This is a genomic window from Leeia oryzae DSM 17879 (genome assembly GCF_000376945.1).
Classification (GTDB): Bacteria; Pseudomonadota; Gammaproteobacteria; order Burkholderiales; family Leeiaceae; genus Leeia; species Leeia oryzae.
The window spans coordinates 344017-369180 of the sequence record NZ_AQXU01000024.1 but is presented as its reverse complement, the minus strand read 5'-3'; the positions used below and the strand labels follow the sequence as shown (position 1 = coordinate 369180).

Sequence of the window (25164 nt, the reverse complement as noted above, 5' to 3'; positions counted from 1 at the left end):
TCATACTGACTTGTCTGTTGGTAGCCCAACCTGCACGGGTCCGCAAATACATACATTCGACGCATCAATCCAAAATAAAAAATAAAAACCCGGTTTAGCACCGGGTTTTTTATGTTGCGCACGAGCAGCCAAACTAGAACCGAATTTACTGCTGGGCATCAACCCCGAGTGCTTTCGGATAAATCTTGACCGGCGTTTCAGCTTGCAACCATTTCTGGTAAGCCATCACCTCGCCTTGCACAGAAGCCTGCGTCAGTTGCTGGATTAGCATCGCCTTTTGCTTGGCATCCAGTACCACAGGTGCTGCTGACTTGTTGATCTGGAAAATCACGCTACCACCCTCCGGTAAATCGGTCGTCGCATAAGCAGCCTTACCAGCCACTGGGGCAGTCCGGAAAATGGCCCTCAGTGCGTTTGCGTCCAGTCCCTTACCGTCACCCCTGCTGACTTGCTGAACCGGTGTCCAGGCGGCTGTAACGGGCTTCCCTGCCTGCAGTAGCGCCAGTTGTGTCGCCGCCGCCTGCTTGGCCAGCTTGATGGCAGCCTGTTTAACCAGAATGTCACGCACCTGGGCTGTCACTTCAGCCAGTGGCTTGGTGCGGGCATTTTCGTGTGCTGTCACGCGAGCAGCCACCAATACGCCACCAGATTGCTCGACAACTTCGGTGTTATAGCCTTTTTTCAAGACGTCAGACTGGAAAATGGCATCACGCACTTCGGCCGAATTCAACGCGGCATCCGCAGCTTGTGTCTTGTCCAGCCAGTCACTTTGTTTCACGGTCAAGCCAAACTTGGCCGCTGCCGGCTGCAAAGACTTTGCCTGCTCATTGACCAGATTCTTGAAGACTTCGCCGTCACGTGCCAGTTTGGCAACGGCCTCTTTCTGTTTCAGATCCGCTTCAACCTTGGACTTGGCAACAGCCTCATCACCCGGCTTGATATCGTTTACCTGAATGATATGAAAACCAAACTCAGAACGGACCACATCGCTGATCTGCCCTTTTTGCAGCGCAAACGCAGCATCCGCAAACGGCTTCACCATCTTGTCCTGTGTCACAAAGCCCAAGTCGCCACCCTGCTCTGCAGAACCGGTATCATCCGAGCTTTTCTTGGCAATCTCAGCAAACGCAGCAGGTTTCGCTTTTACTTCAGCCAGCAGTTTTTCAGCCTTGGCTTTGGCGGCAGCCACCACATCCGGTTTGGCATTGGCAGCCACACTGACCAGAATATGGCTCAGCTTGCGCTCTTCATTCAGGTATTTGGCTTTGTTTTTGTCATAATAAGCCTGTACATCTTCAGGCTTAACCGCAATCGCTGGCGCCAGCGTTTCCGGAGACAGCACCAGATAATCAACCTTCACGCGCTCCGGTACATTAAACGCGGTTTTGTGCTGATCGTAATACTGTTTGATATCTGCGTCCGATACCTTGGCAGCAGCCAGATAGGCAGATGGCAGAAATGCCCAGGCCGCTACGTCACGCTGCTCGGTCATCAGTTGCACAATACGCTCAACCTGTGCCTTGCCCACAATCCCGGTAGAGGCCAATGGGGCCAGCAAATGATCCACCGCAAGGCGGCTACGCATGTCGGCCTCAAAGGTTTCGGCAGTCAGGTTGTTGTTCGCCAGTACCAACGTGTACTGACCCTGATCAAACCGGCCATTCTTCTGGAAAGCAGGAATCTCGGCAATGCTCTTTCTGAGCGCCTCATCCGTGGCAGTCAGACGCAAATTACCCGCCTGGTTATCCAGCATTTTTTTGAAGATCAGGCTTTGCAAAGCCTGCTGCTTTTGCTCAGGAGTCGCATTCTGCGACTGCAAGGATTTCTCGAGTTCTTGCAGGTCGATTTTTGCACCATCCACACTCGCAACCGTGCTGTCCGATACATTGTTATAAGAACTAACGCCGAAGCCTGCAAATGTCAGAGCAATGCCGCCCAGCAGCACTTTAATGAAAAGTTGGTTTTTTTGTACAAAATCAAACATCTGAACTTCCTGAAAAAGACAGCAGTTTTTACGTTAATAACTTGCTAGCATAGCAGAGTTTGTAGCCCTATTACTAGGCATAGGCAAGCTTTTGCGCTGTAGCACCAAATCTGCGACAAAATGGGGAGAGTCATTACGACGAAAGATGGCTGCCATGGAAACATGGTTCAACCCGTCATGATTTTCAGCGGACAAGCATATGTTCCCAAGAAAAGGGAACCGAGCATTACAAAAACAAAAAGCCCACTAGCTAGTGGGCTTTTATATATTCTGGCGGAGCGGACGGGACTCGAACCCGCGACCCCCGGCGTGACAGGCCGGTATTCTAACCAACTGAACTACCGCTCCAGAAGCGTTGCCTGACAGCATGTCAATCAATGCATTATTGACCACCACCATCGGGATATTACATGGTGCATTGCTAATGCAGCACTACCAACTTAATAGCAATAAACCTGGGAATTTGTGATTTGGCGGAGCGGACGGGACTCGAACCCGCGACCCCCGGCGTGACAGGCCGGTATTCTAACCAACTGAACTACCGCTCCAAATCGGGTTGCTTTCGCAATGACATACTGACAACGTTTTTTGTTGTCACCACCAGAGCATGGTGGTGGGTGTTGAGGGATTCGAACCCCCGACCCCCTCCTTGTAAGGGAGATGCTCTACCAACTGAGCTAAACACCCGGGTCTTACTACTATCAGACAAAGCTGATTTGATATTGCAAGTTGGCGGAGCGGACGGGACTCGAACCCGCGACCCCCGGCGTGACAGGCCGGTATTCTAACCAACTGAACTACCGCTCCGTATTCGCAACATCAGAAGAGCGCGCATTTTAACGACTGAAAAACTGTTTGTCTAGCAATTTTTTCGTCGCCAGCCAATTTATTTTTTGACTGGTGGGTGTTGAGGGATTCGAACCCCCGACCCCCTCCTTGTAAGGGAGATGCTCTACCAACTGAGCTAAACACCCAATGCTGGTTGCCGTTAATTTCCTAAGCAGCAATCAGCAAAGACCGTTAGTTTACAGCATCCTTCAGGGTTTTACCAGCCCTAAATTTAGGAGATTTTGCTGCCTTGATATTAATCGGTTTGCCGGTGCGTGGATTGCGACCGCTACGTGCAGCACGTTCACCAACATAAAAGGTACCAAAGCCAACTAAAGTCACCAACTCACCTTTTGCCAATGCATCTTTTACTGCACTCAGCGTAGCGTCCAATGCACGACCTGCTGCTGCTTTGGAAATTTCTGCCGTTTCTGCAATTTGATCGATCAGTTCGGATTTATTCACTTCCGTCCCCTTTCAGTATGGGTTTACAAGACGTTAACAGCAGTCGATTTATAGCAAGGTGCAAAATGACATGTCAAGCGGGAAACCCAGTAAATACGGGGCTTTCAGCAAATAAATACCTTTATTTGCATATTGCACTGCGATAATTTGCAAAAACCCAAAAAAAATGACCACCGAAGTGGTCATTTTCATTTGTTGGCAAAACCCGAAAACTTAGTGTTTTGTCACAATTGCAGGCTTCTCTTCTTCCGGTTTGGTCGCCAGTTCAACGGCGGCTACCGGTGTTTCTACCTCTGGCAAAGGTTCTGGCTGACGCTCAAGTGCCAGTTCCAACACCTGGTCAATCCACTTCACCGGATGAATATGCAGCTTGTGTTTGATGTTGTCCGGAATATCCACAAGGTCTTTTACATTCTCATGTGGAATCAGCACATCTTTGATGCCGCCACGATGCGCTGCCAGCAATTTTTCTTTCAGGCCGCCAATCGCAAGCACTTCTCCTCGCAACGTGATCTCGCCCGTCATGGCCACATCACAGCGCACCGGAATACCGGTCAGTGAGCTCACCAGTGCAGTGGTAATCGCAATCCCCGCAGAAGGGCCGTCCTTCGGCGTAGCACCTTCCGGCAAGTGGATGTGAATATCCTGCTTCTGGTAGAACTCCGGATCGATCCCGAGGCGTTTGGCGCGGCTGCGCACAACCGTTCTGGCGGCCTGGATGGACTCCTGCATCACATCACCGAGCTGACCGGTTTGCAGCATGGTCCCCTTGCCTGGCATGACAGCACTTTCGATGGTCAACAGCTCACCACCCACTTCTGTCCATGCCAGCCCGGTCACCTGACCCACCTGGTTGCTTTGTTCGGCAATACCGTAGGTGTAACGGCGCACACCCAGGTATTTATCCAGATTTTTCGCAGTTACCTGCACCTTGCCGTCTTTAGGCTTCAGCAAACGCGCCTTGACCACCTTACGGGCAATTTTGCTGATTTCGCGCTCCAGCGCCCGCACGCCAGCTTCACGGGTGTAGTAGCGGATCACATCCCGCACGGCGCTCTCGGCAATACTGCATTCTTCCGGTTTCAAACCGTTGGCTTCCAGCTGCTTGCCCACCAGATAGTTCAGTGCAATATTCACCTTTTCGTCTTCGGTATAACCCGCCAGACGAATCACTTCCATCCGGTCCAGCAACGGGCCAGGGATGTTCAGCGAGTTCGCGGTTGCAACAAACATCACATCCGACAGGTCATACTCAACCTCTGCGTAGTGATCCACAAAGGTGCCGTTCTGTTCCGGATCCAGCACTTCCAGCAAGGCACTGGAAGGGTCACCACGGAAATCCTGACCCAGCTTGTCCACCTCATCCAGCAGGAACAGCGGGTTCTTGACAGCCACCTTGGTCATGTTCTGCAAGATCTTGCCGGGCATGGAACCGATATAAGTACGGCGATGGCCGCGAATCTCTGCCTCGTCACGCACGCCACCCAGGCTCATCCGTACAAACTTGCGGTTGGTTGCCTTGGCAATGCTTTGCCCAAGCGAGGTCTTGCCGACGCCAGGAGGCCCGACCAGACACAGGATAGGCGCCTTGAGCTTATCTACGCGCTGTTGCACGGCTAGATACTCAAGAATGCGCTCTTTGACTTTCTCCAGACCAAAGTGGTCTTTGTCCAGCAGGCCTTCTGCCGCTGCCAGATCTTTGCTGATCTTGGTTTTCTTTTTCCATGGCAGGTTGGTCAGCGTCTCGATGTAGTTACGCACGACAGATGCCTCTGCTGACATGGGCGACATCAACCGCAGTTTCTTGAGCTCGCTCTCGGCTTTCTCACGAGCCTCTTTAGGCATATGCGCGGCTTGAATCCGTTTGGCCAACTCTTCCAGATCGGCGCTTTCGTCACCTTCGCCAAGCTCTTTCTGAATCGCTTTGACCTGCTCGTTCAGATAGTACTCGCGCTGGCTCTTCTCCATCTGCCGTTTGACACGGCCACGGATTCGCTTCTCGACCTGCAGGATTTCAATTTCGGATTCCATCAGCCCGAGCAAATGCTCCAGGCGTGCATCCACCGGGAACATTTCCAGGATTTCCTGCTTTTGTTCCAGTTTCAGTGGCAAATGTGCCGCCACGGTATCGGCCAGACGGCCTGCACTTTCAATGCCGGACAACGAAGTCAGCACTTCTGGCGGGATTTTCTTGTTCAGTTTGACGTACTGGTCGCACTGGGCCAGCATGGCACGGCGCATCGCTTCCAGCTCAGGTGTTTCAGGCGAGGTGGTATCAACCGGGGTAGCCACTGCGGTAAAGAAACCTTCCTTGTCGCTTACCTCGCTGATATTGGCACGCTCGGTACCTTCTACCAGGACCTTGACGGTGCCGTCGGGCAGTTTCAGCATCTGCAGAATATTGGCAGTCGCACCAATATCATACAAATCCTCTGCGACAGGCTCGTCCTTGTCGGCATGTTTCTGGGCCACCAGCATGATGGTTTTGCCGTTTTCCATCGCGTATTCCAACGCCTTGATGGATTTGGCTCGCCCAACAAATAGCGGAATGACCATATGTGGAAAGACTACGACATCGCGTAGCGGGAGCAGAGGCAGGGAAACGGCCTCTCCTGGTGTAATTACTTTTTCAGTCATTGTTGTACTCACATATTGGCTGTGGTTCTGTTATTGCAAATGGCAACAAAAACCGGAAATTCAAGGGGTGGATTCACTATTAGCTGCAGTTTTAATCCCGTAGATCACCACTAAACCAATAATTGCATGGCAAACAGCACCATCCGGGCCGCCAGGCAAGCCGTTTTATCTGATGGTTTAATAAATCTACACGCTCCGTTACTTTCCCGCAAAGAAAACCTGTAACTTTTTGCTGCGCCGCATGAAATAAAAACAAAAAACCGGCCATAAGGCCGGTTTTCTGGAGCATCGAAACACTACCCGTATCAGGCGGTTTTTTCTGCCTCATCTGCAAAGACCATTAATGGTTTTGCATCTTCATTAATGACGGCCTCTTCCACTACGACTTTAGTCACGTTTTTCAACGATGGCAGTTCGTACATGGTGTCCAGCAATGCATTTTCCATGATGGAGCGCAAACCACGTGCCCCCGTCTTGCGTTTGATGGCTTTTTTGGCAATCGCATGCAGGGCGGCATCACGCAGCTCCAGTTCGGCGCCTTCCAGGCTGAACAGACGCTGATACTGTTTCACCAGTGCATTTTTCGGTTCAGTCAGAATGGTCACCAAGGCCGTCTCGTCCAGCTCTGCCAGAGTGGCAACCACCGGTAGACGCCCCACCAGCTCAGGGATAATCCCGAACTTGATCAGATCTTCCGGCTCGGTTTCGCGAAATACCGAGGTCAGAGACTTGTCATCATCCTTGCTGCGAACTTGAGCCGAGAAACCAATCCCGCCTTTTTCTGTCCGGTCACGAATCACTTTGTCCAGACCGTCAAATGCACCACCACAAATAAACAGGATATTGGTGGTATCAATCTGGATGAATTCCTGACTCGGGTGCTTGCGTCCGCCCTGTGGCGGTACAGATGCAACCGTACCTTCAATCAGTTTCAGCAAAGCCTGCTGAACCCCTTCACCGGAGACATCGCGGGTGATGGACGGGTTGTCAGACTTGCGGGAAATCTTGTCGATCTCGTCGATATAAACAATGCCGCGCTGGGCCTTTTCTACATCGTAATCGCACTTCTGCAGCAGCTTCTGGATGATGTTTTCAACATCCTCACCCACATAGCCTGCTTCGGTCAGTGTTGTGGCATCGGCCATCACAAACGGTACGTTCAGCAAACGCGCCAAGGTCTGTGCCAGCAGGGTTTTACCCGAACCGGTAGGACCCACCAGCAAAATATTGCTTTTTGCCAGTTCGACATCGTCTTTCTTGGCTGGGTGCGCCAAACGCTTGTAATGGTTGTACACCGCAACTGACAAGGCTTTTTTGGCCGGTTCCTGGCCAATGACGTACTGGTCCAGCTCGCCACGGATTTCAGCAGGTGTAGGAAGACCGGATTCACCCGTTGTCGTTTTTGCCTGACTCTGGATTTCTTCCCGGATGATATCGTTACATAGATCGATACACTCGTTGCAGATGAACACCTGCGGACCAGCGATCAATTTGGTCACTTCATGCTGGCTTTTGCCGCAAAAAGAACAATATAGCAACTTTTCGTCGCCGCTTTTGCTCATGCCAAAACCTCTAAAAAGCGCAGTTCTTAATAAGACAAGAACCGCCGTACCGTTTTTCAACGGACGGCGGCCCTGTCACGCCCACATCATTGTGCGCTTCTACAGCGTAATTGCCAATATCCGCCTAGCGGATATTGGCCCTTAGCCCGCGTTGCGGGTCACAAGCACTTCATCAATCAGACCGTAAGCCTTGGCTTCGTCCGCACTCATGAAGTTATCACGGTCTGTATCACGTTCCAGTGTCTCGACGGACTGACCGGTATGGTGCGCCAGCAGTTCATTCATGCGTGCCTTGGTTTTCAGCAATTCACGCGCATGAATTTCAATATCGGATGCCTGGCCTTGCAAGCCACCCAACAGTGGCTGATGGATCATCACGCGCGAATTCGGCAGCGAGAAACGCTTGCCTTTCGCACCGGATGCCAACAGGAAAGCACCCATACTGGCAGCCATGCCGATACACAGGGTAGAAACATCTGGCTTGATGAACTGCATGGTGTCATAGATTGACATGCCTGCAGTTACCGAACCACCCGGAGAGTTGATATACAGGGAGATATCCTTGTCAGGATTCTCGGACTCCAGGAATAACAGCTGTGCTACGACCAGGTTGGCCGTAGCGTCATTGACCGGCCCCACCAGGAAGATAACCCGTTCACGCAACAAACGTGAGTAGATATCGTAGGAGCGTTCACCGCGCCCACTTTGCTCGATGACCATCGGAATGTATCCGAGGGCCTGTGGCCCCTGAGGGGTAACGATCATGCTGTCATTAGGCATTGTTTTGACCCATTAGTTCGTCAAATGCGACTACTTTCTCTTCCACTTTAGCACGTGACAGCGCCCATGCAACCACGTTGTCTTCAGTGGCCAGAGACTCTGGTCCTTCCAGACGTGACGGGTCTGCGTAGTACCAGCGAACCACGTCTTCTGGCTGCTCGTAGCTGGCAGAGAAGTCGTCAATCACGGCACGAACCTGTTCTGGCGTTGCACGCAGGTTTTCTGCATCAACCAGGTCAGACAGGATCAGGCCCAGAGCAACACGGCGCTCGGCCTCTTTGGTGAACAGTTCTGCCGGGAATGGCATTTTGTTCACGTCCATGCCGCGAGACTGGAAGTCTTTCTTGGTTTGCTCAACCAAGCGCTGAACTTCCATGCCGACCAGGGCTTTTGGCAGTTCGATCGGGGTCACGTCCAGCAGGGCTTGCAGTACGTTTTCCTTGATCTTGCTCTTCAGGCGACGGCTCACTTCACGAGCGACGTTTTCACGAATCTCGTTTTTCATTTGTTCTACATTGCCGTCAGCCACGCCCAGTTGTTTGGCCAGCTCTTCGTTGACTTCTGGCAGTACAGCCTTGGCAACAGATTTCACGGAGATTTCGAACTGGGCGGTTTTACCAGCCACGTCTTTACCATGGTAGTCTTCAGGGAAAGCCAGATCGAATACTTTGCTTTCGCCAGCTTTCAGGCCACGGGCAGCATTTTCGAATTCTGGCAGCATCTGGCCTTGGCCCAGCTGGAATGCGAAGTCGTTGGCGGTGCCGCCAGCGAATGCGACGTCGTCAATCTTGCCAACAAAATCAACCACTACGCGGTCACCGTCTGCAGCGGCAGCATCGGTAGGCTCGTAGCTAACGCGCTGTTTGCGCAGTACGTCTACGGTTTTGTTAACGGCTTCTTCAGTTACTTCTGAAACAGGTTTTTCAATGGCTTTTTCTGACAGGTCGCCCAGTTTGATTTCCGGGTAGACTTCAAAGGTTGCATTGAATTCGAAAGCTTCTTTTGATGGCTCGCCTTCAACTGGCTCGAAACGAGGGTAGCCGGCTACTTTCAGGTTTTGTTCGCGAACAACGTTTGAAAATGCGGTACCAACGGTCTCGTTCAGCACGTCTTCACGTACTTGCATGCCGTAGTTCTGGGCAACAATGTTCAGAGGTGCTTTGCCTGGGCGGAAACCTTGCACTTTAGCGGTACGGGCCACTTTTTTCAGGCGTGCATCAACTTCGGTGTCGATCTGGGCAAATGGCACAGAGATCTTTACGCGGCGCTCTAAGGTGCTCACGGTTTCTACATTAACTGACATGTCAAAAATTCCTCAACGATTCAATAACTTGCAACAATGTTACAACACGACTGTGTAAATAAACCCTGTCTATTACTGCATTCGTGTTGAACAACACTGCAATAATAATCCGGCCCAAAGAGCGAATATGGGTATAGCAAAAGCTACCCATTATACGCGCGGGATGTCAAGTTAGGGAAGTATGCGCCCTGCCCTTTTCTTGAAATCATGCGCGGATGTTTGTTTTGGCCTTAGACCACCAGCAAGTTGCCCATCATGCCGGCACTTTCGTGCTCCAGGATATGGCAATGGAACATGCGGCGACCACGGAAATGCTGCACAATCCTGAAGCGCACCGTCTCGCCCGCCGTGACATTGACGACATCGCGCCAGGCCAGATACGGCTCTGGGTGTATTTGTCCGTTACGGAGGCGTTCAGTAACCATGAACTGGGCCCCATGAATATGGAAGGGATGGTCCATATCGGCCTTGTTCTGGATTTCCCATTCTTCGACCTCCCCCAGACGACTGACCAGATCGACCCGGTTCATGTCGAACTGGCCGCCATTGATCAGAAACTGCATGCTGTGCTGCCCGTTTTGCATGCTCATCTTTTCCGAGAAAACCACCAGCTTTTTGGCTTTGACCGGACCCGGCAGGGCAAGCTGACGTAAGGCCAGTGGCAAGGCTGGGACCACGCCAGCGACACTGGCGGACTTGATGTCTGCCAGTACCCGGCGCACTTCTGGTGCCACCACGCCCATCTTGCCACGCTGATAAATCTCGGCCGCCAGCGTGACAGATCTGACACCGGCGTTCACCAGTAACTCGGCCCGCTGGCCGGGCACCAGTAGCAGCCCCTTCTGGTCCGGCACTGGGCGCGACAGCAAGCCGCCGTCCGTCCCCACTTGCGTGAAGCGCGCGTCACCCCAGGAGAGGTTCAGGTACCTGGCATTGGTGGCATTCCAGATGCGCCACCGCTCCTGCGGGGCTGAGATCGGTATCTGTGGTTGATACTGACCGTTGATCAGCACAAACTGTCCTTCACGCCCGTTCATTTCATCATTGGCATCGTTGGGGGCAATCTGGCCATCTTGCTGGAGCTTGAGGTCGGAGATGACCAGATGACGCTCTGGAATGCCGGCCAGCGGATCTTCTGGATCCCGCACGATAAAGACACCGGCCAGCCCGCGATACACCTGCTCCGGCGTATCGCCATGCGGGTGCGGGTGGTACCAGTAGGTCCCGGCACAATCTTTGGGCAGGGTGAATTGGTACAGGCGCGTCTCACCCGGCAGTACCAGGTCGTCCGGGTTGCCATCCTGATCCGGCGGGACGGGCAGCCCGTGCCAGTGAATGGTGGAGGCTTGCGAAAGGTGGTTCTTGAACAGGATTTCCACCCGGTCGCCAGCCATGACTTCGATCATGGGTCCGGGGACGGCATTGTTATACGCCCAGAAGGTGGTTTTGCCTGCACTGATCAGACCGACATCTACCGGGGCGGCAATCAGGGTGCCTTTGAATAGCCCGTTGCGGGTAGATTCGTTCTTGAGCGGTACGAGGGCTTGCAGTACCTGCCCTCCCTTGAGCGCATTGATATTTGCCAAGGGCACTGCCGGCTGTAGCGGCTTGGCCCCCATATCGTGCCCCATGGGCATGGTCATTGGGTTGGTCTCGGCCAGCAATCGGGAGGAGATAGTCGATAATGCAAATGCACCCGCCATCTGGGTCATAAAACTGCGTCGTTTCATTGGAGGTTCCTGTTGCAGAAGCAATAACGTCTCTGACCTGTGTTGCTGCAAATAAATTCAACAGACAGGCCCGAAAATTCTATCCTGATTACTATATCGTTCATCCGTTGAGGTGTATGCATTTTTGCGCAAAAGAATAATTGCTTGCAGGCATCACAAACTGCTTTTCATACCCGAATATTTGTATACAATATTCAATCATTGAATTGACTGTAAACCGGCACATTCTACATAAAGGCGAAGACCATGCACTTTACCCGCAGTATCAGTACGATTGAAATGCACACTGGCGGAGAACCTTTCCGGATTGTCACCAGCGGCTTGCCCCGCTTGCATGGCGACAGTATTGTGGCAAAGCGCAATGATGTACTGGCGCATCATGATGACATCCGTCGTGCCCTGATTCTGGAACCTCGCGGCCATGCCGACATGTACGCTGGCTACCTGACCGAACCGGTGAGTGACACGGCCGACTTTGGGGTGATCTTTGTGCACAACGAAGGGTATAGCGACCACTGTGGCCATGGCACGATTGCGCTGGCGACGGCTGCGGTTCAGCTGGGGTGGGTAGACAGAACCAGCCCGGAAACGCGGGTAGGTATTGATGCGCCCTGCGGGTTTATCGAAGCCTTTGTGGCATGGGATGGGCAACGGGCCGGTGAAGTACGGTTTGTGAATGTGCCCTCCTTCATGTATTTGAAAGACGTCAGCGTTGAAACACCGACATTCGGACGGGTAAACGGTGACATTGCCTTTGGCGGTGCGTTCTATTTTTATACCAGCGGCTTGCCGCACGGGCTGGAGATTCGCGAGCACCAGGTTGAACAGTTGATCCGCTTTGGCCATGAAGTGAAAACGGCGGCCAACAAGGCGTATCCGGTCGTCCACCCGCTGATTCCGGAACTGAACCATATTTACGGCACCATCATTGATGGTGCCCCAAGAGACAGCCAAGCCACACAAGCCAACTGCTGCATCTTTGCCGACCGCGAAGTAGACCGCTCTCCGACCGGCTCCGGTACGGCAGGACGCATTGCGCAACTGTTCGCCCGTGGCCAGATTGGCCTGGGCGAAACGCTTATTAACGAGTCCATCATTGGCAGCCAGTTTAGTGCGCGCATTCTGGCACAGACCCAGTGCGGCCCCTTTGAGGCGGTGATTCCGGAAATCCGGGGACGCGCTTACATGGTGGGCACGGCTAACTGGTTGCTGGACCCGGACGACCCGTGGATGAACGGTTTTCTGGTGCGTTAAGCACATTGGAAGCAAAAAGAGCCGGCACACGTGCCGGCTCTTTTTGCTTTAAAGAATCACCTTAGACCGCACGATGTTTGCCATCGCTGGTCAGCAAAGTACCGTAGCAGGCAGGACGACGATCGCGGAAGAAGCCGAAGGAAGCCCGGTCCAGCGCAATGGCATCCAGATCAAAGGTATGGATCAGGATGGTTTCATCCGTGCGGTTGGCCTCGGCTTTTTTCTCACCGGTATGATCGGCAATAAAGCTGCTGCCATAGAAAGTATTGGTAAATGGTGGATTGGTGCCGTTGGCATTGCCGATACCGGTTTCTGAACCGATGCGGTTTGCGGCAATCAGCGGCACCATATTGGCCGCCGCGTGCCCCTGCATGGTCCGCTGCCAGTGACCTGCAGAATCCAGTGCCGCGTTTTGTGGCTCTGAACCGATAATGGTCGGGAAGCACAGGATTTCTGCCCCCATCAGCGCCATGCTGCGCGCGGTTTCCGGGTACCACTGGTCCCAGCAAATCCCCACGCCCAGCTTGGCATAACGGGTATTCCAGACCTTGAACCCGGTGTCGCCCGGCGTGAAATAATACTTCTCGGTATAGCCTGGGCCGTCCGGGATGTGGGTCTTGCGATAGACGCCCATGACCGTCCCGTCAGCATCGACAATGGCAATGGAGTTGAAATACGCGTAGCCGGCTTTCTCGAAGAAGCCAACCGGAATCACCACCGCCAGCTCTTTAGCCAGTGCCGCAAAATGGGCTATCCCCGGATGTCCTTCAAACGGCAGTGCATGGGCAAAATGGGCTGCGTTCTGGTCAATACAGAAATACGGCATCATGAAGAGTTCCGGGCACAGAATAATCTGCGCACCTTGGCTGGCGGCCTGACGGATCAATCGCTCGGCGCGGTCGATGTTTTTCTGGATATCCCAGTCACCCGATTGCATCTGGACTGAGGCGACGGTAACGGTTTTTGCAGACATTCCACTCTCCTGATTACATTTTAACGGCTATTTTGACGAACTTATCGGCATTTAGATGGCCAATTATTGACTTTTGCCATCTTTTTTCTACCATTGCATCTTACTTTAGCTGCCGGTTTTGCTGAAACCCGCTATGATGAAAAACCATTTTGCACCAGGCACAATACATGGAACCCGTTGTCACGATCCGAACCTTTCTGCAAGTCATCGAACACGGCAGTTTTTCGGCTGCCGCACGCGCAGCCGATGTCGCGGTGTCATCGATTACCCGTCAGATTGATGCACTGGAAAAGCACCTGGGCACCCCGGTCCTGATCCGTTCCACGCACAGTCTGACCCCGACCGAGGCCGGGCTGACCCTGATCCAGCATGCCAGAACGGCCCTGGGCGATATTGATGACGCGATCCGTCACATCCAGGGGCTAGACCATCAACTCTCTGGCAAGATTGTCCTGACGGCCCCCATGACCTTCGGGCAAAAGTACCTGACGCCCTTATTGCCGCCTTTCCTGAACCAGTATCCGGCACTGCATGTCGATATCCGCCTGACGGACCATTACCTGAACCTGATTCAGGAAGGGGTCGATATTGCCGTGCGGGTGGGCGAGCATGAAGTCCCTGACCTGATTCTGCACCCTTTCCTGTCCAATGCACATGTTGCCTGCGCGGCCCCGTCCTATCTGGCAAAGCATGGTGCGCCGACCCATCCGGACCAGCTGAAACAGCATGCCTGCCTGATTCACCATCACAAGCATTCCGAGCTTGGCTGGAGCTTCTTCCAGGCGCACCAGCAACTGGTGGTGTTCCCGCAGGGACCACTGGCCACCGACAACTCTTTATTACTGATCGGGTCGGCCGTTGCCGGCCTGGGGATTGTCCTGATGCCGGTATGGGCCATCATCGACGAACTCGACAAAGGCGAACTGGTCCCGATCCTGAACGACTGGCAAGTGATTTCCCCGTTTGGGAGCTCGCTGTATTTTGCCACCCCGCCCCACCGCCGGCAGGCAGAAAAGGTGCGTGTCTTGCGCAGTTTTCTGATGAATGCCTTTGCGGAGCTCGCCAGGCGCAGCCAGAAATACTTGCCCCAGGAAACGTAGCCCACACATACCCGGACGACAAAACAGCCGCAGATGCGGCTGTTTTGTCGTCCGGTACGCAAGCAGCTTACTGACCTGCCTTGAAGTTATTGAAGCTGGAAATCAGATTACGCTGACGATCTGGCGACAGCGGTTTGACCAGCACAAAGTTTTTCTTCATTTCCGGGGTCGGGAAAATCGCCGTATTCTTGCGCAACTCGTCGTTCAGGTACGGCTGAGTACCGGTATTTGGCGTGGTATAGAAAATATCGTGCGTGAGTTCGGCAATGATTTCCGGACGCATCATGAAGTTCATGAATTTGAGCGCATTGCCCGGATGTTTGGCATCACGCGGAATCGCCATCATGTCGATCCAGAATGGCGTATGGCGCTTGGGGGTCAGATACTGCAGCTTGACGCCATTCTTGGCGGCCTTGGCCTGGCTGGCCGCCAGACCAGAGTCACCCGAGTAATCCATGGCGACACAGAATTCGCCACTGGCCATCTGCTGGGTCGGGATACCGATGAATTTGCGCACATGCGGGCGGATTTTCTTCAGCATGGCCTCGGCCGCTTTCATGTCATCCGCCGTGGCAGTCGCCAGATCCTTGCCCATGTAAGAGAAGGCCAGTGTGTACATTTCGCTGGCGGAATCAAAGAAGGATACGCCACAGCTGGCTACCTTGCTGGCATATTGCGGGTCAAAAATCAGGGCCAACGGATCGTCCGGCAGTTTGCCACCCAGTGCTTTGGTCACTTTATCCACATTGATGGCCAGGCCGTTCGTCCCTTGTGCATAAGGCAAGCCAAACTGGTTGCCCGGGTCGATCTCGCCCAAGGCCTTCAGTACGGTCGGGTCCAGATTCTTCAGGTTTGGTAGCTGACGCTTGTCGAGCTGGAAAAACACATTGGCTTTGACCTGCTTGGCGTAGAACTGCGAGCTGGGGAAGACCAGATCATAGCCGCTATGTCCGGACAATAGCTTGGCTTGCAGCGCTTCGTTGCTGTCGTATTTATCGTAAGTAACCTTGATACCGGTTTCTTTCTGGAATTTTTCCAGCGTGGTTTTACCGAAATAATCTGCCCAGTTATAGATATTCAGTACCGGCTCTTCTGCCGCAAAGGCAGACCCTGCAAACACCAACCCCAATAAACTGGCCAACAGGCTTCGTTTAGACATACTCGATGACTCCTCAACATTGAAATATGACCTGCTACACGCTGCGGCTTATCGGGATGATTACAGTTGTTATATCGATAGCCACATCACTGATAAGGATATTGAGCGCGTCAGGCAAAAGCTGAAACGGCATCGGGCCGAAAATGCTTTTGCGCATGACGCAACAGCAGCGGCAGTAGATGGATTTTTTTACCGCCGTAGGTAATCACACGCTTCACCTTGGGCATGAATCAGGCTTTAATACAAATACCCCCTTATCCAAAACAAACTCATAAAGAGAGATGCACCATGGCCAAAACCAACCCGAGAGAAGTCACCCTGCGATTTCTGGCCCAACCCACCGATGTTAACTTTGGCGGCAAAGTGCACGGCGGCACCGTGATGAAATGGATTGACCAGGCCGGCTATGCCTGCGCGGTTGGCTGGAGTGGCCGCTATTGTGTCACCGTGTATGTGGGGGGTATCCGTTTTTACAAACCGGTATTGCTAGGCAGCATGGTAGAAGTCTCCGCCCGTGTCATCTATACCGGCAGAACCAGTATGCACGTGGCTGTGGACGTGAGTGCGGGAGACCTGAAAGACGGCGAGTTCAACAAAACCACCCATTGCGTGATGGTGTTTGTGGCGACGAACGACCACGGCAACCCGACGCCGGTACCGGCGTGGGAACCGCAGACAGAAGATGAAAAAGCCCAGCAGTCTTATGCGCTGAAACTGATGGAGTTGCGTAAAGGCATCGAAGCCGAGATGGGCCAGCATATCTAATTACACCGACAGCACAGCTGTCTGATGCAGGAGAAACTGCATCAGACAGCTACAACAACAATCCTCAGGCCTTTTTGGTAGCGACAGTGGCCGCCAGTGGCTTGCCTCCCAGGGTCAATAACCCTGTACTCAGCGCGGTACCGCACAAGATGATGGAACACCCCAGCAGCATGTTCAGTGTGGGTGCCTCAGACAAAAACAGACCGCCCCACACCACACCGAATACTGGGATCAGGAACGTCACGGCAATGGCCTTGGCCGGACCAACATTGTTCAGCAGGCGGAAGAAGATGATGTAGGCAATCGCGGTACAGGCAATGCCCAGTACGCCAGCGCCTTGCCAGGCCGTCATCGACACCGGATGCGTCGGCCAGATCAGCAGCGCTACCGGCAGCAGGATAATGGTCGCCGTCAGTTGGCTGCCCATGGCCAGCGACAACGGGTTCACCCCGGGCAAGAAGCGTTTGGCAAAACTGGCTGCCACGCCGTAAGACAGCGTCGCCAGCAACGCAGCAGGCACCGCCAGCGCAGCGCCCCCACCCTGCCAAGACAGTTTGTGCCATACCAGCACCAGTACACCGGCAAACCCGATCACCAAGCCGCTCAGCCGGCTATGGTTCAGTTTGTCACCCAGCCATAGCCAGGCCACTACCGCGCCCCACAGGGGCGTTGTGGCATTCAGGATAGAGCCAAAACCGCCGGTCACGTATTGCAAGGCAAAGGCCAGCATGCAAAACGGTAATGCCGTGTTCAGTACCCCCATCACCCAGACGCGCAGCCATTTGCCCTTGAGGGCTTCAAAACCGGCCTTGCCCTGGCGCATCAGCAGTAAGGGCACCAGAAAAGCGGCTGCAATACTCACCCGCAGGGCAATCAGCACCACCGGTCCGAACTCCGGCACGGCACGTCGCATGAAAATAAACGATGCACCCCACAATGCCGCCAGCAGCAGCAAATCCATGACGTCTCTGGTTTTCATCCCGTATCCGATCTGTTCTCTTGTGATATGTGTTGAGCATAGAGAGAAACCCGCTATGACTCAAACGGAAATTTTTACTGCGCTACATCAGTCTGACTGATGGATGAGCACATCAGAATAACTGCCCACCTTGTTCCAGGTTCAGCATCCAGGCTTTTTTATCTACCCCCCCAGCGTAACCGGTCAGTTTGCCATTACTGCCGATAATCCGATGACACGGGATGATGATGGATACAGGGTTGCGCCCTACCGCATTGGCAACGGCGCGCGTGGCTGTCGGCTTGTCCAGCCGGTCAGCAAGCAGCTGATAACTGATGGTCTCGCCATAAGGTAACGCGAGCAGCGCCTTCCAGACGGCTTGCTGAAACGCCGTGCCAACGGGTTGCAACGGCACGTCGAAGACGGTGAGCGTCCCGGCAAAATAAGCTTGCATCTGGGCCTCTACCGCCATCAGCAGCTCGGTACGCACCTGTAGCGCCGGGTCAGGCATCCGCCCATGCTTTTGCGGCAAGAAGTACAGTCCGCATAAGGCCCCATCGGTTTCGCAGGCCAGCATGTCGCCTAGCGGGGATGAAAATACAAGTTGTTTCATGATCAAGCTTCCTGATTCAGGTATGCATCTGGCAATGGCCGCTGGTCTACCCAGTGCCGCCATAACAAAAATACCGCATAACTTCGCCATGGCCGCCACTGCGACGACATGGCCTCTCGCGCTCGCGTCCTGTGCTGCGGGAACAGCTTCTTGACGACATAATCATCCGGCAAATAAGCATCCGGCCAAGCCCAGGCCCGCATGGCAATATAATTGGCCGACCACGGGCCGATACCCTCTATTGCCTGCAGTTGCCGGGTGGCCTCTGCCACATCGACTACGTGATCCAGCTCCAGCGTACCGGCTTCAACCTGCTTCGCCAACGCGATGATCGCCGCTGCTTTTTGCCGGGTAATCTTGAGCGCAGCCAGTTCCTCCACCTCAAGCCCAGCCAATACGGCTGGCGTCGGAAATAGCCGGTTGACTGCTTCACTTGGGGTTTCGACCCCCTCGCCATACAGTGCTACCAACCCGCCCAACAAACGTCTGGCCGCTTGCGTACTGATGACTTGCTCAAAGATGGTCCGGACCGCCACCTCGAACCCGGAGACAGTACCCGGCAAACGACTGCCCGGATAAGCGTCGGCCAGCATCCCCAGCCCGTGGGCAATTTCGTCTGGTGATGCGTCCAGATCAAATTGCCGCCGGATCAGTTGCAGCACGACAGTCAGTACCGGTAGCAAGCTCACAGATATCGTCACCTGCACAGTCGGCTCATCCGGTATGGGGGTAAGTGCATACCAGCCCGTCAACATGCTGCCCTGATGGGGCAAAGACAGGCTCCGGCAATAGGTACCGCCCGCTACGGACTCCAGACCCGCAATCGATCGGTCCGCCCAGAACTGCAGCATCCATGCCCAGTCGTACGGTGGCCGGTAGGCGAGCTTAAAGCGGACATGGTCAGCCACAGCTTCCGGCGAGGTCTCGCGCTTTTTACGAATCTCGCCCGGATTCAGCCGGTAGCGGGACACAAACAGTTCGTTAAACCGCCGGACACTCCCGAAACCCGCCGCAAAAGCCACGTCAGTCATGGGTAGATCGGTATCCATTAGCAAACGCTTGGCAAGCAATAAACGCTGCGACTGGGCATACTCTACCGGAGACACCCCGAATGATTCGGCAAACAGCCGGCGCAAATGCCGGTCCGTAATTCCCAGGCGCTGCGCCAACCCTTCACAACCGGCCTCTGACAGATAACCCCGTCCAATCAGGGTGGTCGCTACTTGCACATAGCGGCTTCCCGCATCCAGCGGTGACAAGCCAGGCGCTAACTCCGGGCGGCAGCGCAGACATGGCCGAAATCCGGCTTGCTCTGCCGCCGCAGCACTGCCAAAAAACCGGCAATTCTCTGATTTGGGTGTTTTGACCCGGCAGACTGGACGACAATAGATGCTGGTCGAGGTCACGCCAACAAAAAAGCGTCCGTCAAATTTGCGATCCCTGGCCAGCAAGGCACTATAGTACTGGGCGTTATCCACCGTGAATCACCACTTGTGATTGTCATGGATCACAGCATACTGCAAAGTCCACAGGACTGCTCGCGGAAAACGGACATCAAATTCAGGAGATGGTGCAACTCAGAAATTGCTGAAAACGGATAACGAAATGGCAGGGATGCGAGGATAAACGGCTTACGGCACCGAATGCATGAACAAATCTTTCAGCAACATTTTGTATCGACCACTTTGCCGAAACAACTGCAAGGTCTGGTTGAAGCGTTTGATCAGCAGGGGGGACGACGCACTTTTCCTCGGGGCGATTAAATACAAATCCCCTTCGGTGGTATTGAGGGTGCTGTGCAGCACAGCCACGTCCGGATGCGGCGCCGGTAGCTGCCTGACTTCGTTCCAGCCGACAATGTCCTGTATCGGTACCACATCCACCCGATGATTCATCAATAGCTTGAAACAGGCACTAATGTCATACGGACGCTCCAGACTGATCTGATACCGATCCAGCAAAGGCTGGATATTGTCCATCACGTAACCGACAGGACGACACAGGATTTTGTTTTTCCATGTCGGACCAAGGTCATGGCTTGCATCCTCGGTCCGGACAAAGAAAAAAATGTCACTGTGCAAAATCACGTCCGAATACAAAAAATCCTGTTCGCGTTCTGCATTTTTTGAGTACGGGAAGGTCGCATGATAACGCGCCTGTTTGGTCAACAGCTGGCCACGCGCCCACGGCAGCATGGTCACTGGTCCTACATCATATCCGGCAGCGGTAAATATCGCTGTGACCAGCTCGGTGATGGGCCCCTGGTTTTTCAGGGAAGGCCCCGTTAACGGCACATAATCACCAGTGACCAGAGAAATTTTCGCTGCAGAAGCAAAAGATGATGCAACAAGAAATAAAATCAACAAACCCAGACGCTTGATCAAAACCATTCCCCATGACGCCACGCCAGATGCCAGTATCGCAAGGCACACGTCTACTTGTTCCTGTTAATCTGAAACAAGATTAGTTCATGAAACCGGAAACAGAAAGAGAAAAAGACAAAGTGAAGCAAACAAATTTGGGGAAAGGAAAAAATGCTGGAGGCGGAGGCCGGAATCGAACCGGCATAGACGGATTTGCAATCCGCTGCATAACCATTTTGCTACTCCGCCTTAGACAGACTTGTTAAACGTTTGGATGATACAAATCTGTAAAGCCAGGCACCGGAGATGGCACCTAAAGAAACTGGAGCGGGAGACGAGTCTCGAACTCGCGACCTCAACCTTGGCAAGGTTGCGCTCTACCAACTGAGCTACTCCCGCATTATGGAGTGTGAAACTTTTTTGTTAGCCCCGGATGTTGAACCCGGTTTTAACGTGCCACCACTAAGTATTTAGTGGAGCGGGAGACGAGTCTCGAACTCGCGACCTCAACCTTGGCAAGGTTGCGCTCTACCAACTGAGCTACTCCCGCTTCGTCTTGCTGCTTGCTGTTGCATTCACAAGAGACCGCAATTATAAGGGGTTTAAAAATTCTGTCAACACCCTGCTTACGATTTTGTTGAATTTTCTTCACCTGACATCAACGGCCACGCCTGACGCAGGTAATACACCATGGACCACAGGGTGAGGATCACGGCGATGACCAGCAAGGCCCGACCGGCAAACCGAGTGTCGATACCGGGGATGAGTGGCGCATCAAACAGCAAGGCGGTAATGGCTGCCATCTGGGCGGCTGTCTTGAGTTTACCCACATAGGAAACAGCCACGCTTTTTCTCGCCCCCAGTTCGGCCATCCATTCTCGCAAGGCGGAGATGGTGATTTCGCGGCCAATGATAATGACGGCAAACATGGCATCGGCCCTGTCTAGCTGCACCAGCATCACCAGCGCGGCGGCCACCATCAGCTTGTCGGCCACCGGGTCCAGAAAAGCGCCAAAGGCGGAGGTCTGCTTCAGCTTGCGGGCCAGGTAGCCATCCAGCCAGTCGGTAATCGCTGCGAGCAGAAAAAACCCCGTGGCCAGATAGTTTTTGTCCAGTGGCGGCAGCCATTTGTCCGGCAGGTAATAAATGCCGATAAACATCGGGATCAGCACAATGCGCAGCCATGTTAACAATGTAGGAAGATTGAACATCTTCTGTTTCCAGTGTCGTTATGACGCTTGATGGCGGTTATTCGCCTGCGTCTTGTTTATTATGAGTGCAGTTGCCGGTAGATACGTTCGGCCAATGACGGGCCGATACCTTCAACGGCAGCGATATCCTCTTCACTCGCTGCCTGCAGTCCTTGCATGCCACCAAACCGGGTCAAAAGACGCTGGCGACGTTTTGCACCAACCCCTTCGATTTCCTGCAGGCTGGATTGTACCCTTGCTTTGCCCCGTTTGGCACGATGTCCGGTAATGGCAAACCGGTGAGCCTCATCGCGGATCTGCTGGATCAGATGGAGTGCCGGCGCATCCGTAGGCAGATTGATGGTCAAGTCTTGCTGGGGAATGACCAGCGTTTCAAGCCCGGGCTTGCGTTCTTCGCCTTTGGCCACGCCGACGATGGGCAAATCAGGCAGGCCGACTTCGGCCAGTACTTCGAGCGCAATATTGACCTGTCCGAGACCGCCATCAATCAGCAGCAAATCCGGCAGCCGTACTTCTTCACCGGCCGCTTGCAGATCGACCAGCTTGCCATAGCGCCGGGTCAGGGCTTGCCGCATGGCGGCGTAGTCATCCCCCGGGGTGATGCCGGTGATGTTAAAGCGCCGGTATTCGGATGGCTGGATCGAGCGTTTGTCGTACACCACGCAGGACGCCACCGTGGCTTCGCCTTGCGTGTGGCTGATGTCAAAGCATTCGATCCGTTCCGGCAGCTCGCTGAACCCAAGCGCTTCACCGAGCGCAGCCAGCCGCTGGTCTTGGGCGGCTTTGGACAACAAGCGCTGGGCCAGTGCCAGTTGGGCATTCTTCTCGGCCATTTGCAGCCAGACCCGGCGTTCACCGTTGGGATTACTGTTGAGCTTGACCTTGCGACCCGCTTGCTCGGACAGAATGTCTGCCAGACCGGCATCTTCGATGGGCTGGTTAATGACGATCAGCGCAGGCGGAGAAAGCTCTTGATAGTGCTGTTCCAGGAAGGCTTCCAGTACCTCGACGGGTGTGGTGCCTTCCGACACATGCCCCGGGAACAAGGCTTTGTCACCCAGATGGCGGCCACCCCGGATCATGACCAGATTGACACACGCCTGCCCTTCGGCCATGACGGCGGCCACGATGTCGGTATCGAGCTGGCTGACGTTGCTGGAGATAAACTGTTTCTCCTGCACCGCCTGCAATTGCTGGATCTGGTCGCGCACCACGGCGGCGGCTTCGTACTCGAAGTTCTCGGCCAGTTTCTGCATCTGCACGGTTAAGCGGTCGGTCACATCCTTTTGCTTGCCTTCCAGCAGCAAGCGCGCCGCGTTGACATCTGCGGCATAGTCTTCAGACGAAATCAGATTGACACAAGGCCCGGAACAACGCTTGATCTGGTACAGCAGGCAGGGGCGCGACCGGTTATTGAACACGGTGTCTTCGCAGGTGCGCAGGCGGAAAATTTTTTGTAGCAGGTGTACGCTGTCACGTACGGCCCAGACGTTGGGAAACGGGCCAAAATACTGGTGCCGGCGATCCAGCCCGCCACGGTAATAGGCCACCCGGGGGAATTCGTGCCCGGACAGCATGATGTAGGGGTAGCTTTTATCGTCCCGGAACAGGATGTTGTATTTGGGTTTCAGGCTCTTGATGAGGTTGTTTTCCAGTAGCAGCGCCTCGGCCTCGCTACGGGTAATGGTGACCTCAATTCTGGCTACCTGCCCCACCATCAGCCGGATACGCGGTGAATGGTCGGTTTTCTGGAAATACGAACTGACCCGCTTTTTCAGCGCCTTGGCTTTCCCGACATACAGCACATTGCCGGCGGCATCCAGCATGCGGTACACGCCCGGCAGCAGCGGCAGGTTTTTCAGGAATTCGGGAATATCAAACTGCACTTCGTCCGTCATCGGGGTTCGGTCATCAGACATGGAACGCATGATTATAGTAAACTTCCGCCCTTTGCTGCTGAAACAACAAGGTTAATCATTATTATGTGGTTCAAAAACCTGCAACTTTACCGTTTGACGGCCCCTATTTCACTGACAGCAGACGAACTGGCGGACAAATTGTCTGCCCAGCGTTTTGTCGGCTGCGGCAAGTCCGAACGCGCCCAGGCGGGCTGGTCGGATGCTTTTGGTTGTGATGAGCTGGTGATTGCTGCTGGCGACGCACTTTGGTGCGTACTGAAGACCGAAGAGAAAATCCTGCCATCGAGCGTCATCAACCAGGAACTGCAAGCCAAGATGGACCATATCGAGGCGACCGAAGCGCGCCGGGTGGGCCGCAAGGAAAAGCAGACCCTGAAAGAGCAGATCGAGGATACCTTGCTGCCACAGGCGTTTAGCCGTTATTCCCGCGTAGCGGTGATGATCGACCCGAAATCCGGCTGGGTAGCCGTAGATGCCAGCAATATGGGCAAGGCCGAACAGGTGGTGAGCGCGCTGATTCAGTCCATTGATGAACTGAAGATGAAACGCCCGGAGGCCGCGCAATCTCCTGCCAGCAAAATGGCGGATCTGCTGCTGGTACCGGAAGACGAGCAGGAGCTGCAATTCTTCCAGCTGGATAGTGACTGCGAGCTGAAAGGCCATGGCGACACCCAGAGCATTGTCCGTTTTGCACGCCACAACCTGTTGCAACCGGAAGTCGCCGCTCATCTGGCCACTGGCAAGCAACCGGTAAAACTGGGCATGCAGTGGCAGGATCGCATCAGCTTTATGCTGACTGATGACTGGCAGATCAAGCGCGTGAAGTTTATGGATCTGATCCAGGACGAACTGCTGAGCACCGACACAGATGACCGCCGTGCGCTGGTTGAAGCCACGCTGACCATCCAGGCAGAGTCCTTGCGCTCCATGCTGGCAGACCTGATGGACTGGCTGGGCGGAGAACCGGAAAAGGACTAATACTTGTCCGTGACCGGAGGGATGACGGTATCCAATACCGGCGTACCAACCTAGCAAAAAGCCCCTTGGGAATGATCCGCAAGGGGCTTTTTGTTGGTGATGCGTACCAGGGAATTACACGGCTTCTTCGTTTTGCTCGCCGGTACGGATACGGATGATCTGCTCGACCGGCATGACAAAAATCTTGCCATCGCCGATTTTGCCGGTACGTGCGGCCTGGGTAATGGCGTCCAGCGCAGCATCGACCATGTCGTCTGCAATGACCATTTCCAGTTTCACTTTAGGCAAGAAATCCACCACGTATTCTGCACCGCGGTACAGTTCGGTGTGGCCTTTCTGGCGACCAAAACCTTTGACTTCTGTTACGGTCATCCCGGTAATGCCGACGTTTGACAGCGCTTCACGCACTTCATCCAGCTTGAATGGTTTGATAATCGCTTCTACTTTTTTCACACGGTTCTCCTGACGTTTGACGTGTTATTCCATTTTTAAATCAACACTGACCAGCAGAAGCAATGCCATGGGCCACCGGTGCATCATTATCGATTTGAAAAGGGAATAACCTGAACATAAAACCATTAA

At 53.9% G+C, this 25164-nt stretch carries 20 protein-coding genes and 8 tRNA genes; 4 read left to right on the top strand and 24 right to left on the bottom strand.

Translation table 11 applies throughout. The features are described 5' to 3' along the window. Nucleotides 1-145 precede the first annotated feature (145 nt). The 12 genes from F552_RS0113360 to F552_RS0113300 all read right to left on the bottom strand — a co-directional run bounded on the left by F552_RS0113360 (nt 146) and on the right by F552_RS0113300 (nt 11289). Nucleotides 146-1984, bottom strand: coding sequence for a SurA N-terminal domain-containing protein (locus F552_RS0113360; protein ID WP_018152255.1), 1839 nt, complete (start codon nt 1982-1984; stop codon nt 146-148). A 271-nt stretch (nt 1985-2255) separates the two neighbouring features. Continuing rightward, a tRNA-Asp gene (locus tag F552_RS0113355) sits at nt 2256-2332 on the bottom strand. A 123-nt stretch (nt 2333-2455) separates the two neighbouring features. Beyond that, nucleotides 2456-2532, bottom strand: a tRNA-Asp gene (locus F552_RS0113350). A gap of 63 nt (nt 2533-2595) precedes the next feature. Further along, nucleotides 2596-2671 (bottom strand) — tRNA-Val (locus F552_RS0113345). Nucleotides 2672-2714: 43 nt separating this feature from the next. Beyond that, nucleotides 2715-2791 (bottom strand) — tRNA-Asp (locus F552_RS0113340). A gap of 91 nt (nt 2792-2882) precedes the next feature. Continuing rightward, a tRNA-Val gene (locus tag F552_RS0113335) sits at nt 2883-2958 on the bottom strand. Between the two features lie 46 nt (nt 2959-3004). Next, nucleotides 3005-3277 (bottom strand): HU family DNA-binding protein, encoded by a 273-nt coding sequence (locus tag F552_RS0113330; RefSeq protein ID WP_018152254.1) that lies wholly within the window; start codon nt 3275-3277, stop codon nt 3005-3007. Nucleotides 3278-3490: 213 nt separating this feature from the next. Continuing rightward, a complete protein-coding gene (gene lon / locus F552_RS0113320) occupies nt 3491-5914 on the bottom strand; it encodes an endopeptidase La (protein WP_018152252.1) in 2424 nt (807 codons plus the stop codon). Between the two features lie 305 nt (nt 5915-6219). Next, nucleotides 6220-7476 carry an ATP-dependent Clp protease ATP-binding subunit ClpX gene (clpX, locus tag F552_RS0113315; protein WP_018152251.1) on the bottom strand — a complete coding sequence of 419 codons (1257 nt, stop codon included), beginning with the start codon at nt 7474-7476 and terminating at the stop codon, nt 6220-6222. Between the two features lie 141 nt (nt 7477-7617). After that, entirely contained in the window at nt 7618-8256 is a 639-nt protein-coding gene (gene clpP / locus F552_RS0113310; RefSeq protein WP_156802323.1) for an ATP-dependent Clp endopeptidase proteolytic subunit ClpP, read from the bottom strand. Beyond that, nucleotides 8249-9559, bottom strand: a complete 1311-nt coding sequence (gene tig, locus F552_RS0113305) for a trigger factor (RefSeq protein WP_018152249.1) — start codon at nt 9557-9559, stop codon at nt 8249-8251. Before tig ends, clpP begins: the two co-directional genes overlap by 8 nt. Nucleotides 9560-9789: 230 nt before the next feature. Continuing rightward, the gene (locus F552_RS0113300) at nt 9790-11289 is read right to left on the bottom strand and encodes a multicopper oxidase family protein (protein WP_018152248.1); all 1500 of its coding nucleotides are present in this window, start codon (nt 11287-11289) and stop codon (nt 9790-9792) included. A 246-nt stretch (nt 11290-11535) separates the two neighbouring features. Between F552_RS0113300 and lhpH the strand changes: the two genes are divergently transcribed. Continuing rightward, nucleotides 11536-12543 (top strand): trans-3-hydroxy-L-proline dehydratase, encoded by a 1008-nt coding sequence (gene lhpH / locus F552_RS0113295; RefSeq protein WP_018152247.1) that lies wholly within the window; start codon nt 11536-11538, stop codon nt 12541-12543. A gap of 61 nt (nt 12544-12604) precedes the next feature. Here lhpH and aguB read toward each other — a convergent pair whose 3' ends face one another. After that, nucleotides 12605-13516 carry an N-carbamoylputrescine amidase gene (gene aguB, locus F552_RS0113290; RefSeq protein ID WP_018152246.1) on the bottom strand — a complete coding sequence of 304 codons (912 nt, stop codon included), beginning with the start codon at nt 13514-13516 and terminating at the stop codon, nt 12605-12607. Nucleotides 13517-13683: 167 nt separating this feature from the next. Between aguB and F552_RS19395 the strand changes: the two genes are divergently transcribed. Beyond that, nucleotides 13684-14616: a LysR family transcriptional regulator gene (locus F552_RS19395; protein WP_018152245.1), complete on the top strand. Its 933-nt coding sequence runs from the start codon at nt 13684-13686 to the stop codon at nt 14614-14616. Between the two features lie 67 nt (nt 14617-14683). Here F552_RS19395 and F552_RS0113280 read toward each other — a convergent pair whose 3' ends face one another. Next, complete coding sequence (locus F552_RS0113280) at nt 14684-15775, bottom strand: extracellular solute-binding protein (protein ID WP_018152244.1); 1092 nt, start codon at nt 15773-15775, stop codon at nt 14684-14686. A 288-nt stretch (nt 15776-16063) separates the two neighbouring features. Between F552_RS0113280 and F552_RS0113270 the strand changes: the two genes are divergently transcribed. Continuing rightward, a complete protein-coding gene (locus tag F552_RS0113270; RefSeq protein WP_018152242.1) occupies nt 16064-16540 on the top strand; it encodes an acyl-CoA thioesterase in 477 nt (158 codons plus the stop codon). 64 nt (nt 16541-16604) lie between these two features. Here F552_RS0113270 and F552_RS0113265 read toward each other — a convergent pair whose 3' ends face one another. The 9 genes from F552_RS0113265 to uvrC form a co-directional block, all read right to left on the bottom strand. After that, nucleotides 16605-17519, bottom strand: coding sequence for a DMT family transporter (locus F552_RS0113265; RefSeq protein WP_018152241.1), 915 nt, complete (start codon nt 17517-17519; stop codon nt 16605-16607). A 112-nt stretch (nt 17520-17631) separates the two neighbouring features. Further along, on the bottom strand, nt 17632-18111 hold the full coding sequence (locus tag F552_RS0113260; protein ID WP_018152240.1) for a methylated-DNA--[protein]-cysteine S-methyltransferase: 480 nt from the start codon (nt 18109-18111) through the stop codon (nt 17632-17634). 2 nt (nt 18112-18113) lie between these two features. Continuing rightward, the gene (gene alkA, locus F552_RS0113255) at nt 18114-19589 is read right to left on the bottom strand and encodes a DNA-3-methyladenine glycosylase 2 (RefSeq protein ID WP_018152239.1); all 1476 of its coding nucleotides are present in this window, start codon (nt 19587-19589) and stop codon (nt 18114-18116) included. A gap of 153 nt (nt 19590-19742) precedes the next feature. Further along, on the bottom strand, nt 19743-20306 hold the full coding sequence (locus F552_RS20125) for a substrate-binding periplasmic protein (protein ID WP_373280222.1): 564 nt from the start codon (nt 20304-20306) through the stop codon (nt 19743-19745). Nucleotides 20307-20649: 343 nt separating this feature from the next. Further along, a tRNA-Cys gene (locus F552_RS0113245) sits at nt 20650-20723 on the bottom strand. A gap of 74 nt (nt 20724-20797) precedes the next feature. Further along, nucleotides 20798-20873: transfer RNA gene (locus F552_RS0113240), tRNA-Gly, on the bottom strand. A 75-nt stretch (nt 20874-20948) separates the two neighbouring features. Beyond that, a tRNA-Gly gene (locus tag F552_RS0113235) sits at nt 20949-21024 on the bottom strand. Between the two features lie 76 nt (nt 21025-21100). Next, complete coding sequence (gene pgsA, locus F552_RS0113230; RefSeq protein WP_018152237.1) at nt 21101-21685, bottom strand: CDP-diacylglycerol--glycerol-3-phosphate 3-phosphatidyltransferase; 585 nt, start codon at nt 21683-21685, stop codon at nt 21101-21103. Nucleotides 21686-21744: 59 nt separating this feature from the next. Next, nucleotides 21745-23583 (bottom strand): excinuclease ABC subunit UvrC, encoded by a 1839-nt coding sequence (uvrC, locus tag F552_RS0113225; protein ID WP_033375635.1) that lies wholly within the window; start codon nt 23581-23583, stop codon nt 21745-21747. Nucleotides 23584-23667: 84 nt separating this feature from the next. Here uvrC and F552_RS19385 point away from each other — a divergent pair, with 84 nt between their 5' ends. Beyond that, the gene (locus F552_RS19385) at nt 23668-24582 is read left to right on the top strand and encodes a recombination-associated protein RdgC (protein ID WP_018152235.1); all 915 of its coding nucleotides are present in this window, start codon (nt 23668-23670) and stop codon (nt 24580-24582) included. Between the two features lie 114 nt (nt 24583-24696). Here F552_RS19385 and F552_RS0113215 read toward each other — a convergent pair whose 3' ends face one another. Next, a complete protein-coding gene (locus F552_RS0113215; protein ID WP_018152234.1) occupies nt 24697-25035 on the bottom strand; it encodes a P-II family nitrogen regulator in 339 nt (112 codons plus the stop codon). Between the last annotated feature and the right edge of the window lie 129 nt (nt 25036-25164).